The sequence below is a fragment of the Bacillus ndiopicus genome (assembly GCF_000612805.1).
In the GTDB taxonomy this organism is placed as follows: Bacteria; Bacillota; Bacilli; order Bacillales_A; family Planococcaceae; genus Metasolibacillus; species Metasolibacillus ndiopicus.
Window position 1 is genome coordinate 77,925 of record NZ_HG964406.1, and the last position, 13,349, is coordinate 91,273.

At 38.8% G+C, this 13,349-nt stretch carries 12 protein-coding genes and 2 CRISPR repeat arrays; of the genes, 6 read left to right on the forward strand and 6 right to left on the reverse strand.

What is annotated here, in order from left to right:
- Window positions 1-72 precede the first annotated feature (72 nt).
- From TY13_RS11870 to TY13_RS11890, 5 genes are all read left to right on the forward strand, one after another.
- Window positions 73-1,068 carry an aliphatic sulfonate ABC transporter substrate-binding protein gene (locus tag TY13_RS11870; RefSeq protein ID WP_042476150.1) on the forward strand — a complete coding sequence of 332 codons (996 nt, stop codon included), beginning with the start codon at window positions 73-75 and terminating at the stop codon, window positions 1,066-1,068.
- A 63-nt stretch (window positions 1,069-1,131) separates the two neighbouring features.
- A complete protein-coding gene (locus tag TY13_RS11875) occupies window positions 1,132-1,608 on the forward strand; it encodes a DinB family protein (RefSeq protein ID WP_042476153.1) in 477 nt (158 codons plus the stop codon).
- A 19-nt stretch (window positions 1,609-1,627) separates the two neighbouring features.
- Window positions 1,628-2,812, forward strand: coding sequence for an amidohydrolase (locus TY13_RS11880; RefSeq protein WP_042476156.1), 1,185 nt, complete (start codon window positions 1,628-1,630; stop codon window positions 2,810-2,812).
- A gap of 18 nt (window positions 2,813-2,830) precedes the next feature.
- Window positions 2,831-3,601: an ABC transporter ATP-binding protein gene (locus tag TY13_RS11885; protein ID WP_042476159.1), complete on the forward strand. Its 771-nt coding sequence runs from the start codon at window positions 2,831-2,833 to the stop codon at window positions 3,599-3,601.
- Between the two features lie 25 nt (window positions 3,602-3,626).
- The gene (locus tag TY13_RS11890; protein WP_042476162.1) at window positions 3,627-4,400 is read left to right on the forward strand and encodes an ABC transporter permease; all 774 of its coding nucleotides are present in this window, start codon (window positions 3,627-3,629) and stop codon (window positions 4,398-4,400) included.
- Between the two features lie 181 nt (window positions 4,401-4,581).
- Window positions 4,582-4,882: direct repeats of the CRISPR family, unit length 33 nt.
- A gap of 282 nt (window positions 4,883-5,164) precedes the next feature.
- Window positions 5,165-6,006: direct repeats of the CRISPR family, unit length 33 nt; unit sequence ATTTCAATCCACTCTCTCCATACAGAGAGAGAC.
- A 242-nt stretch (window positions 6,007-6,248) separates the two neighbouring features.
- On the opposite strand, the gene TY13_RS11895 is transcribed toward TY13_RS11890, so the two are convergent.
- From TY13_RS11895 to sufC, 6 genes are all read right to left on the reverse strand, one after another.
- The gene (locus tag TY13_RS11895) at window positions 6,249-6,689 is read right to left on the reverse strand and encodes a VOC family protein (RefSeq protein ID WP_042476164.1); all 441 of its coding nucleotides are present in this window, start codon (window positions 6,687-6,689) and stop codon (window positions 6,249-6,251) included.
- A 110-nt stretch (window positions 6,690-6,799) separates the two neighbouring features.
- The gene (gene sufB / locus TY13_RS11900; protein WP_042476168.1) at window positions 6,800-8,197 is read right to left on the reverse strand and encodes a Fe-S cluster assembly protein SufB; all 1,398 of its coding nucleotides are present in this window, start codon (window positions 8,195-8,197) and stop codon (window positions 6,800-6,802) included.
- A gap of 24 nt (window positions 8,198-8,221) precedes the next feature.
- Window positions 8,222-8,662, reverse strand: a complete 441-nt coding sequence (gene sufU, locus TY13_RS11905) for a Fe-S cluster assembly sulfur transfer protein SufU (RefSeq protein WP_042476171.1) — start codon at window positions 8,660-8,662, stop codon at window positions 8,222-8,224.
- On the reverse strand, window positions 8,652-9,881 hold the full coding sequence (locus TY13_RS11910; protein ID WP_042476174.1) for a cysteine desulfurase: 1,230 nt from the start codon (window positions 9,879-9,881) through the stop codon (window positions 8,652-8,654). Before TY13_RS11910 ends, sufU begins: the two co-directional genes overlap by 11 nt.
- Window positions 9,881-11,188, reverse strand: coding sequence for a Fe-S cluster assembly protein SufD (gene sufD / locus TY13_RS11915; protein WP_042476176.1), 1,308 nt, complete (start codon window positions 11,186-11,188; stop codon window positions 9,881-9,883). Before sufD ends, TY13_RS11910 begins: the two co-directional genes overlap by 1 nt.
- Before the next feature lie 18 nt (window positions 11,189-11,206).
- The gene (gene sufC / locus TY13_RS11920; RefSeq protein WP_042476180.1) at window positions 11,207-11,986 is read right to left on the reverse strand and encodes a Fe-S cluster assembly ATPase SufC; all 780 of its coding nucleotides are present in this window, start codon (window positions 11,984-11,986) and stop codon (window positions 11,207-11,209) included.
- Between the two features lie 308 nt (window positions 11,987-12,294).
- Between sufC and TY13_RS11925 the strand changes: the two genes are divergently transcribed.
- Complete coding sequence (locus TY13_RS11925) at window positions 12,295-13,197, forward strand: LysR family transcriptional regulator (RefSeq protein ID WP_042476183.1); 903 nt, start codon at window positions 12,295-12,297, stop codon at window positions 13,195-13,197.
- Window positions 13,198-13,349: the final 152 nt, after the last annotated feature.

Here is a 13,349-nt window from a genome sequence, read left to right on the forward strand (position 1 = left end):
AAAAGCAAATGCCAGCAACTAATTCCCTTCTTTATTGCAAAAATAAATTCATTAGAGGAGTTGGAGATTCGTATGAACAAAGTATTTAAAAAATTTAAGATTAGCTTCTTATTACTTACTGCTGTTGTTTTACTATTAGCAGCATGTGGCAAAGAGGAAAAAAGCGGTGGTAAGGAAGAAGAAGTAACTGTGAATATCGCCTTAAATGGTGGGCTTACTTTATTAGCTATTGCAAAAGAAAAAGGTTGGTTTGAGGAAGAGTTTGCGAAACACAACGCCAAGGTAGAATGGCATGATTTCCAAAGTAGTGTCCCGTTACTAGAAGGTCTTGTATCAAACCGTGTGGACTTTTCGTTTATCGGAGACGGAACAGTTGTAACAGGTAAATCAGCAAATATGCCATTTACAGTAATTTCAACAATTGGCTTACAAGGAAATCAAAATAGTATTATCGTCAAAAAAGATAGCCCGATTCAATCGATTGCTGATTTAAAAGGAAAAACAATTGCCATTGCTAAAGGCTCATCTGCACATATTTTCTTAATTAAAGCATTAGAAGCAAATAATTTAACATTAGAAGATGTCAAACTTGTCGAACTTCAGCCAGATGAAGCATACTCTGCTTTTACAACAGATAAAGTAGATGCTTGGGGCATTTGGGATCCATATGTGACGACAGAGGTACAGGCGGATCGTGCACGTATTGTAGAAAGTGTGGAAACAATGGGCATAACTGCACCAGCAGTTATGATTGGACGCGATAAATTCATTAAAGAGCACCCTGAGTTAACTGAAGCCTACTTACGTGTTTACCAAAAAACAGTGGACTGGGTAAATGCAAATAAAGAAGAGGCTGCCGCTACATTAGCAGAGCTAAAACAAATGGATGGCGATTTAGTTAAAACATTAGTGGACTACACACAGTACATTAATACACCAGTAACAGATGAAGTAGAAAAATCAATGCAAGCAACTGCTGATATTTTACTGGAAACAGGCACAATTAAAGATGCAGTCGACATTAGTAAAGCATATGACAACACATATATCGACAAGGCGCTAAAATAATAAAAAAAGAGGGACATGTGCCCTCTTTCTATTTATCTCAATAATGAATAGGAGTGGTTGAAAATGACTAACAATCGACAACAATCAATTGAAAATTATAAACAAACTGCATTAAAAATCCGTCAGGCTGCTGAATCTGTATCGGAGGAGCTATTGACATGGAAGCCGAATGAGCAAGCATGGAGCATCCAAGAAATTATTGGACACTTACTTGACTCTAATATTATTAATTCTTATCGCATCCGCAAAATTATTGCAGAGCCTGTTACTCAAATTGTGACATTTGCCCATGAAGATTGGGTGGCTGTTCAGCAATTTTCAGACAGCAATATAGCTGATATTTTAACGACGTATGATGTCCTTACAAATTATAATGCAACATTACTTGAAAAATTATCTGAGGAGCAATGGCTAAGATACGGCTTAAAGCAAGAGGAGCCTATTTCAGTAGCACATATTATTGATAACTTTATTTGCAAGCATGTAGAAAAACATTTAACACAAATTGAACGCAATCGATTGCAGTTTAACGACAAATAATTAAGGGGGGCTTTACATTATGCTAGTCGAACGTTTACTTACAGAGGCTACAGCGATTGAGCAGGAGGTTGTTGCATGGCGTCGCTATTTACATCAACATCCTGAACTTTCTTTTCATGAGCATAAAACAGCTGACTATATTGAAAAGGTGCTGCACTCCTTCCCCCATTTACAAATTAGTCGACCAACACCTACAAGTGTCATGGCACGTTTAGTTGGTGCACAATCTGGCAAAGTATTAGCGATTCGTGCTGATATTGATGCACTACCGATTGAAGAAGAGACGGATTTACAGTTTACTTCTCAAGCAACGGGTGCGATGCATGCTTGCGGGCATGATGGACATACGGCAACTGTACTTGGTGTTGCCAAGGTGTTATCGGCTCATCAGGCAGAGCTTGCGGGAGAAGTTCGCTTTATTTTCCAACATGCTGAGGAGCTACCGCCAGGTGGTGCGAGGGAAATGATTGCTGCTGGCGTTATGGAAAATGTCGATGCGATTATCGGTGCCCATTTACAATCCCCTATTGAAGTAGGTAAAGTAGGCGTTGTTGCTGGTCCGATGTTAGCTTCACCAGATATTTTCAATATTACGATTCATGGAAAAGGTGGACATGCTGCAGAGCCACATACTTTTATCGATAGCATTGCGATTGGTTCACAAGTCGTTACCAATTTACAGCATTTAGTATCACGCTATGTCAAGCCAACAGAGCCGCTCGTGCTCTCTGTTACACAATTTAATGCTGGTTTTACACATAATGTGATTCCTGAAAGTGCAACGCTTGGAGGCACAGTACGTTGTCTACAACCAGCGCTGCGCGAGGATATACGTAAACAAATGGAACAAGTTGTAAAAGGAATTACAGAGGCACACGGTGCAACATATGAATTTTCTTATCAATATGGCTATGCCCCACTCATTAATGATGCGTCCATTACTGCTGTTGTTGCTGAAGCCATTACAGACTTGTATGGGGCGGATGCCCTCTACACAATTAAGCCGAATATGGCAGCAGATGATTTTTCTGCTTTCCTAAATTGTGTACCAGGTACTTACTTCAACATTGGGGCTGGTAATAAGGAAAAAGGCATCGTTTACCCTCATCACCATCCAAAGTTTACGATTGATGAAGGAGCACTGCTTATTGGCATGAATGTATTCCTTGCTACTACAGTGAAGTTTTTACAAAATACAAACTAATGAAAGGAGAGGTTATTCATGACAGAAGCTGCATTAGAAATTCAACAGCTTAATAAAATTTTTCGTTCAAACAATCAAGAAAACCATGTCTTAAAAAATATTGATTTTACCTTAAAAAATCAAGAATTTGTATCTATTATCGGGCCGAGTGGCTGTGGAAAAAGTACGCTTTTAAAAATTGTCGCTGGTCTTGATACTGCCTATGAGGGTCATGTATCGCTCAACGGTCAAAAAGTAACAGGACCAAGCAAGGAAAAAGGCTTTATCTTTCAAGAACATCGCCTTTTCCCGTGGGCAACAGTGGAAGGAAATATTGCAGCAGACCTCTCCTTAAAGGATAAAGAAGTTCAACAGCGTGTGGCAGATATGATAAAGCTTGTGCGACTAACAGGCTTTGAAAAAGCTTATCCAAAACAAATCTCAGGTGGGATGTCACAGCGTGTTGCTATTGCTCGAGCATTACTGCGCAAGCCTGATATTTTACTATTAGATGAACCATTCGGAGCGCTCGATGCCTTTACACGTAATCATTTACAAGAATCTTTACTCGATATTTGGCGCGAAAATAAAACATCTATGTTGCTCGTTACACATGATATTGATGAGGCCATTTTTTTATCCAATCGCGTCATTGTAATGGATGCTAAGCCAGGACGTATTAAACAAATTATTTCAATCGATTTACCCTTCCCTAGAAATCGCATAAGCCCCTCCTTTCAGGAGCTGCGAACATTGGTCATTAATGCGTTGAATCATGATGATCAAATTGAGGATGATTGGTCAATTTAACATCGCAAGAAAGGATTGTATTCTTATGTTTTCAAGTAAATCTTTTATTCGCACTGCACAAGGGGCCATCATTCCTATTATCGTCCTAATTTTATGGCAAACCGCCTCGTCTCTTGAGTGGATTTCGGCACAGCTTTTTCCACCTCCCCTTACAATTCTTCAAAGCTTCTATGAAGTTGTTGTGTCAGGAGAGCTGTGGCACCATTTACAAATTAGCGTAATACGGGCTATGTCAGGCTTTGTTATCGGTGGTGGGCTTGGTTTGTTGTTCGGTCTAATCGTTGGATTATACAAACGCTCTGAGCAACTATTAGATCCTACAATTCAAATGCTGCGAACAGTACCGCTACTGGCAATCACACCTTTATTTATTTTATGGTTTGGCTTTGGTGAGCTATCTAAAATACTTTTAATTTCGATGGGTTCTTTTTTCCCTATGTATGTCAATGCCTTTTTAGGTGTGCGCAATGTTGACTCTAAACTATTTGATGTAGCACGTATTTTAGAGTTTAGCCGCTTTAAGCAAATTTCAAAGGTTATTTTACCAGGAGCAATGCCCAATGTGCTATCAGGTGTGCGCCTTTCATTAAGCGCCTCTTGGCTATGCTTAGTTGTCGCAGAATTAATGGGCGCTGATAAAGGAATTGGCTATTTAATTCAAGATGCACGTGCTTATATGCGAACAGATATCGTCTTTGTAGGCATCTGTGTATTTGCTATCGCTGGAAAGCTAACAGACTCCTTTGTGCGTCTACTTGAACGCAAGCTACTAGCATGGCAAGACAGCTATCGTGGCTAATCAAAAAAGAGAGGGCAATGCTGAAAAGACAAAAAATCACAATAAAAACGCAAATGGCTGTCAGGAAATTAGGTATAATCCTACTTTCTCGACAACCATTTTATTTTGTATTTATACTATCCATTCTCTCTATGAAGAGAGAAACGTCATTAGCAGCATCTCCTTTCCCTCCACAGAATGTATTTCAATCCATACTCTCTATGAAGAGAGAAACGTGATAAAATGCTGTACCGCATGATGCATGAGATATTTCAATCCATTCTCTCTATGAAGAGAGAAACGAACTGACCTTCATAAGTATCTGGGAGCTAAAGATTTCAATCCATTCTTTCTATGAAGAGAGAAACCGAAGTATGGCAGGGTAGTTACACCTTCAACAAATTTCAATCCATTCTTTCTATGAAGAGAGAAACGTTAATAAAAGTTCAACTTCAACTACGGCAAATAAATTTCAATCCATTCTTTCTATGAAGAGAGAAACTGTGAAAAATCATATAAAAATAATATTTATCACTCTTTTTCACTAAAAAATAAATCTTCAAGGTTATATTTACCTAAAATCATCCCCATTTTAATGAGAAATCACTTTAAATTCTGGTGCGAATCCCCTTAGTAAATCATGTTTGCTTCACATTCGCACTAACCATTAATCATACATGTAAATATGGTTTTACACTACCTGTCTTTTTTACTTTTCCAAAGCCCGATTCACTCTCCATACAGAAAGAGACACAATTTGTGTCTGAAATGGTTCAAATCATTGAATTTCAATCCACTCTCTCCATACAGAGAGAGACAAAAATCAACAATTGCTTTATCGCGAAAGTTAGATTTCAATCCACTCTCTCCATACAGAGAGAGACTATTATGGGGTTATACAACTAATGGTCGAATCCCCATTTCAATCCACTCTCTCCATGCAGAGAGAGACCTAATGTGTCTATCATATAACCTTTACCTAAAGATTTCAATCCACTCTCTCCATACAGAGAGAGACGTTTTCCGCATCATTATCTAGCTCACGCAACTGGTATTTCAATCCACTCTCTCCATGCAGAGAGAGACAACGAAGTGACTCGCGGCGCAAGTAACCTGATGATTTCAATCCACTCTCTCCATGCAGAGAGAGACGAATGGATGAATCAATTGTAAGGGGAGAAACTTATGCCATTTCAATCCACTCTCTCCATGCAGAGAGAGACGTCACGTGTATATTTTGCTGAGGCAGCCGGGCGTATTTCAATCCACTCTCTCCATGCAGAGAGAGACAAGTTCTAAATAATACAAACACTAGTGTAACATTGATTTCAATCCACTCTCTCCATGCAGAGAGAGACACAAGAAACCGTTAACCCATACCCTATTAACGGAATTTCAATCCACTCTCTCCATGCAGAGAGAGACAAATTCCATGCATGGCCAATAGATTGACCATTTTATTTCAATCCACTCTCTCCATGCAGAGAGAGACAGATTTTGTACAACTTCTGCGTATGTGTAGCATAATTTCAATCCACTCTCTCCATGCAGAGAGAGACACATGCATTTTTTTATGTTGGATTGCAGCGGAAAAATTTCAATCCACTCTCTCCATACAGAGAGAGACGCAACATATAGATTGTTTTTTATTTTACCGCCTATATATAGTTCAATATTTATAATACGAGCTAGCTACAAGTAAATTATTACATAAAAATGGATGGAATCCTATTGTTTTTTACGCGAACCTCCCTGCATATTTATGGGCACTAGAGGTTCGCGCAGCTACGATTGTGATTAGCATAAATTTTTTTAGCAAATCATTTATATGTGACATGAAAATTGTCTTTTTGGCTTGCTAAGTTTTTGTTAGTGATTATTTCTTCCTTCTTCTCCTAACATTTGTACACGTTCTTCAAAGCTGACTACTCTGTGCAGCTCATGTAGCATCCAAAGATAGCCGAATTGATCGCTAAACATGGCATTTGATATACCGAAGTCAGACATTTCTGTTACTGCTTGTACTTCTTTACAGCCAGCTTTCATTGCTTTTTCATAGGTTTCTGCGATGTTTGGTACTAAAATATTAAACCAAATTGGCTTTGGATCATCTGGTTTAGGCGCAATCATTTTATATTCAGGATTTTCATCTAACAGATGGAACCTTACGTCATATAACTTAAAAACTGCTTCATTCTTGCCAGGAGGAAAATCTGTCACTTCTACACGTTCAATATCAAAAATTTTCTCATATAATACTAATGCCTTTAAACTATCTGTTACGACCATATCAATTTCAACGCCAACCATCATCAACACTCCTTTAAATTTATTAGGATATAGTAGTTAGAGTACCACAATCAGTAGCTTATTATTACATAAAAAACCCCGCCACATACTGTGACGGGGTAAATTGTATATTAACCGATAGAACCTTCCATTTCATAATTGATAAGGCGGTTCATTTCTACTGCATATTCCATTGGTAATTCTTTCGTGAATGGCTCGATGAAGCCCATTACGATCATTTCTGTCGCTTCAAGCTCAGAAATACCACGGCTCATAAGGTAGAATAATTGCTCTTCTGATACTTTTGAAACTTTTGCTTCGTGCTCTAATGACACGTTATCGTTTAAAATTTCGTTGTATGGAATTGTATCTGAAGTAGATTCATTATCCATAATTAAAGTATCACACTCGATATTTGCACGTGCGCCAGTCGCTTTAGGACCGAAGCGAACGATACCACGGTATGAAACTTTACCGCCGTGGTGTGCAATTGATTTCGATACGATTGTTGAAGATGTGTTTGGTGCAAGGTGAATCATTTTTGCACCTGCGTCTTGGTGTTGACCTTTACCTGCTAATGCAATTGATAAAGTCATACCGCGCGCACCTTCACCACGTAAAATACATGCAGGGTATTTCATCGTTAATTTTGAACCGATGTTACCATCAATCCATTCCATTGTACCGTTTGCGTCAACTACTGTACGCTTCGTTACTAGGTTATAAACGTTATTTGCCCAGTTTTGAATTGTTGTATAGCGGCAGTAAGCGTCTTTTTTCACGATAATTTCTACGACTGCTGAGTGTAAAGAGTTTGTTGTGTAAACAGGTGCTGTACAGCCTTCTACGTAGTGTACGTGTGCGCCTTCGTCTACGATAATTAAAGTACGCTCGAATTGACCCATGTTTTCAGAGTTAATACGGAAGTACGCTTGTAATGGTGTTTCTACTTTTACACCTGGTGGCACGTAAATGAATGAGCCACCTGACCAAACCGCTGAGTTTAAAGCAGCGAATTTATTGTCTGCGTAAGGAATTACTGTACCCCAGTATTGCTTGAAAATATCTTCATTTTCTTTTAATGCTGAGTCCGTATCTTTGAAGACAATACCTAAGTCTTCTAAATCTTTTTTCATGTTGTGGTAAACTACTTCAGATTCGTACTGAGCAGATACACCAGCAAGGTATTTTTGCTCTGCTTCAGGAATACCTAATTTATCAAAAGTTGCTTTGATTTCTTCAGGTACTTCATCCCATGAGCGTTGTGTTGCTTCAGACGGCTTTACGTAATACGTAATTTCATCGAAGTTTAATGCTGAAAGGTCGCCACCCCATTGAGGCATTGGCATTTTATAAAATTGCTCAAGAGCTTTTAAGCGGTAGTCAAGCATCCACTGTGGCTCTTCTTTCATATTTGAGATTTCACGAACGATTTCTTCTGTTAAACCACGTTTTGAACGGAAAACTGATACGTCCTTATCGTGGAAGCCATATTTGTAATCGCCGATATCAGGCATCTTTTTAGCCATTATTTCTCCTCCGTTCAATTGTAATTATTGCGCTTCACTTTTCACGCCTTTTTCCATCGCTTTCCAAGCTAATGTCGCGCATTTAATACGAGCTGGGAATTGCGATACACCTTGTAACGCTTCTACATCACCTAAATCGTATTTATCTAGGTCGTATTCTTCACCAAGCATCATTTTTGAGAAAATATCTGCTAATTCTAGCGCTTCTTCAAGCTTTTTCCCTTTGACAATTTGCGTCATCATCGACGCAGAAGACATTGAAATTGAACAGCCTTCACCATCAAATTTCGCATCCTCCACAATACCGTCAGTCAATTTTAAAGTTAAATGAATGCGGTCGCCACAAGTAGGGTTGTTCATGTCGATTGTGACGTTATTTTCTTCTAAAATCCCTTTGTTACGAGGGTTTTTATAATGTTCCATAATAACGGAACGATATAGTTGATCTAAATTATTAAAAGACATCGCTGAAATACTCCTTCGCTGAGCGCAGTCCTGCAACTAAACGGTCGATATCCGCTTCATCATTGTACATATAGAAGCTTGCACGCGCTGTTGCAGTAACTTGAAGCCATTTCATTAACGGTTGAGCACAGTGGTGACCAGCTCGTACTGCGATTCCGTTCATATCTAACACTGTCGCAACATCATGTGGATGTACATCATCTAAGTTAAATGTCACAAGTCCACAGCGTTGCATTGGATCGCGAGGGCCGAAAATTTGTAAGCCTTCGATTTTCTCTAGCTCATCCATTGCGTATGCGGCTAATTTATGCTCATGTGCAGCGATATTGTCTAAGCCAATCTCGTTTAGAAAGTCGATTGCTGCGCCTAAACCAATTGCTCCCGCAATGATTGGTGTACCACCTTCAAATTTCCACGGTAACTCTTTCCATGTTGATTCTTGCAAACCTACGAAATCAATCATTTCTCCGCCAAATTCAATTGGCTCCATTTTGTCTAAAAGCGCCTCTTTTCCATATAGTACACCAATACCTGTTGGCGCACACATTTTATGCCCAGAAAACGCTAAAAAGTCACAATCCAAATCTTGGACATCTACTTTTACATGCGGTGCTGCTTGCGCTGCATCAACGACCATAATTGCTCCATTGTCATGTGCAATTTTAGCAATATCCTTAATTGGATTAATCGTACCTAAAACGTTTGACACATACATTATAGAAACGATTTTCGTTTTGTTTGTAATCGCTGCACGTACTGCGTCTAAAGAAAGAGTGCCGTCTTGTTGTAAATCAACATATTTCAGAACAGCACCTTTTTCCTTTGCAAGCTGTTGCCAAGGGATAATATTTGAGTGATGTTCCATATATGTGATGACAATTTCGTCACCTTCTTGCAGCGTTTGACGACCATAGCCTGCTGCCACTGTATTTAAAGCAGTTGTTGTACCACGAGTAAAAATAATTTCCTTAGTAGAACGGGCATTAATAAATTTACGTACTTTTTCACGAGCACCCTCGTAAGAATCCGTAGCGCGGTTTCCTAAAGTATGCACACCGCGATGCACGTTTGAATTATCAAATTCATAATATTTTTTTAATGCTTCAATCACCTGAATGGGTTTTTGCGACGTCGCTGCGCTATCAAGGTAAACGAGCGGGTGCCCGTTTACTTCTTGATTTAACACAGGAAAATAACTTTTAATGTCTTTTATATTCATTATCGAACTTTCCTTTCGATAACCTCCGTCAGTTGCTTTTTAACGCCTTCGATTGGCAAGTTTGTAACAACTGGCGCAAGGAATCCGTGAATTACAAGACGCTCTGCCTCTGCTTTTGAGATACCACGACTCATTAAGTAGTACAATTGAATCGGGTCAACACGACCTACAGATGCCGCGTGTCCTGCTGTTACATCGTCTTCATCAATTAAAAGAATTGGGTTAGCATCGCCACGTGCTTTATCAGAAAGCATTAAAACGCGAGATTCTTGCTCTGCATTTGCTTTCGTTGCACCGTGCTCAATTTTACCGATACCGTTGAAAATAGATTGTGCACCGTCTTTCATTACACCGTGCTTTAAAATTTGTCCATCAGAGTTTTTACCCCAATGACGTACTTCTGTCGTGAAGTTTTGCTTTTGCGTTCCGCGACCTACAACAACTGTTTTCGTATCAGCAACTGAGCCATCACCGATTAAGTGTGAAATGTTTTCAGAAATTGTATCTGAATCATTCATTAAGCCTAGCGCCCACTCGATTTTACCATCACGCGCAATATTTGCACGGCGGTTTACGTATGTTGTAAAGCCTTTTGCAAGTACATCTACTGCACCAAATACTACTTGGGCATTATCTTTAACAACAACTTCAGCGATAATATTCGCTAGCCCTTTTGATTCTTCAATCGTTGATACGTATGTTTCAACGTATGTTACACTTGAAGACTCTTCAGCTACAACTAGTACATGGTTGAATAATGAAGCTTCTGTATCATCGTTAACAAAAACAACTTGTAATGGCTCTTCTACAATAACATTGCGTGGCACGTAAACAAATACGCCACCATTTACAAGTGCTGCATGATAAGCTGCTAATTTATGCTCATCTACTTTAACGGCTGTTGTCATGAAATATTTTTGTACTAAATCGCTATGTTCACGAACCGCTGTTTGAATATCTGTGAAAATAACACCTTTTGCTTTTAGCTCTTCTGAAACTTTGCTAAATGCTGGTGTGTTATTGCGTTGGATGTAAAGGTTTTGTTGACCTTCTACATCGATTAAAGCTGCCACTTCTGCTGGTAGGCTATCTAATGATGCATACGCTGCGCTTTCTACTGTATGTTTAGGGAATTCAGTGAAATTCCACTTTGTAATATTTGTTTTATCAGGCGTTGGTAATGCTAGTTCAGCTGCTTTTGCAAGTGCATCTGCACGGAAATCAGCAAACCACGCTGGCTCATTGTTGCTTTGTGAGAACGAGCGTACTTCTTCTGCTGATAACGCCAATTTTGTCTCTACCGTCATCTTGTTCGTCCTCCTCTATTATGCTTCTGCTTCTACAGTTTCTTCTTCGATACCTAATTCTTGCTTAATCCAGTCGTAACCATCAGCCTCTAAACGTTGTGCAAGCTCTGCACCACCAGATTTTACAACTTTACCTTGCATCATTACGTGTACATGGTCTGGTGTGATGTAGTTTAATAGACGTTGGTAGTGCGTGATCATTAAGCAGCCGAAGCCTTCACCGCGCATTTCGTTAATACCTTTCGATACAACTTTTAATGCATCAATATCAAGACCTGAGTCGATTTCATCAAGAATAGCGAATGTTGGCTTAATCATCATTAATTGTAAAATTTCGTTACGCTTTTTCTCACCACCAGAGAAGCCTTCGTTTAAGTAACGTTGACCCATTTCCTCCGGCATTTCTAAAAATTCCATTGTTTTATCTAATTCACGAATGAATTTCATTAAAGAAATTTCATCGCCTTCTTCACGACGAGCGTTAATAGCTGAACGTAAGAAGTCTGCATTTGTAACACCAGCAATTTCTGATGGATATTGCATTGCAAGGAATAAACCAGCTTTTGCGCGCTCGTCTACTTCCATTTCTAATACGTTCTCACCATCTAGTAATACTTCACCTTGTGTTACTTCATATTTAGGATGACCCATAATTGCAGATGCTAACGTAGATTTACCAGTACCGTTAGGACCCATAATTGCGTGTACTTCGTTTGTGCTGATTGATAAGTTTACACCTTTTAAAATCTCTTTTCCGTCGATTTCAACGTGAAGATCTTTAATTTCTAAAGTTGCCATTAAATTACCTCCATAATGTTCATTGCATGGGTGTCCCATTGCATAATTATTATCATGTACAATCTTAACTGAAAAGGAGTATCGTTGCAAATAGTTTAGAATAATTTTAATTAAATACTACAAGAAAATTTATTAAGAGCTACTATACTACGCATAATTTCCTAAGAATGACTTGAAATACTTATCAATTAGGAGATTTTCAATAAGAACACCATGAATGAGAATGGATTTCAATTAATATTCTTGTTTACTTATGTGACTTGCATCCTAAATTTGATATAATTTAATTAAGAAACGAGGTGACAATATTGGAGTTACGTCAATTACGCTATTTTGTTGCAGTCGCTGAACGCGAGCATATTTCAGAGGCAGCAGAATTTTTACATGTCGCTCAGTCCGCTGTTAGTAGGCAAATAGCTAACTTGGAAGAAGAGCTAGGTACGCCGCTTTTTGAACGCGTCGGTCGTAACGTCAAGCTTACACCTGTCGGTAAAATCTTCCTAGAACATAGTTTAACTGCATTAAAAGCAATAGATTTCGCAACAAAGCAAGTGGAAGAATATTTAGATCCTAAAAAAGGCGTTATTAAAGTAGGTTTCCCAACGAGCTTAGCAAGCTATGTGCTACCAACTGTTATCTCCGCTTTTAAGCGAGAGTATCCAGATGTTGCTTTTCAATTGCGTCAAGGCTCTTATAAATATTTAATCGAAGCTGTCAAAAACCGTGAGCTGAATTTAGCATTGTTAGGTCCTATTCCACCGAAGGACGATTCAATCAATGTTAACGTGCTATTTAGCGAAAATATGTATGCCCTACTACCTATATCACATCCGCTACACAAAAAAGAAACAATTAATTTAACTGATTTGCGTAATGACGATTTTGTGATGTTCCCTGAAGGCTATATTTTACATAAGGTCGTTATGGATGCTTGCCGTTCATCTGGCTTTGCGCCAAAAATCACCTCTGTAGGAGAGGATATGGATGCATTAAAGGGACTTGTTGCAGCAGGTATTGGCGTTACTTTATTACCTGAAAGCTCACTCTATGATTCTACACCGCGCTTAACAGTAAAAATACCAATTGTCATGCCTGTTATTCGCCGCACAGTAGGCATTATTTATCCAACAACGAGAGAGCTAGCGCCATCTGAGCAAATTTTTCTCTCATTCGTTAGCGACTTTTTTTCAAGGCTTACACAGTTTCAATAATGCTGAATATTAACATCAAAATATTTCGTCAGTTTTATTAAAAATGCACAAAGGCTGTAAGGAAAAGCAGATAGACATCTGTTTTCCCTACAGCCTTTTATAAGAGAGACCTTCAGCAATTGTTGTAAGCGATTTAGAAGGTTTTCTATTAT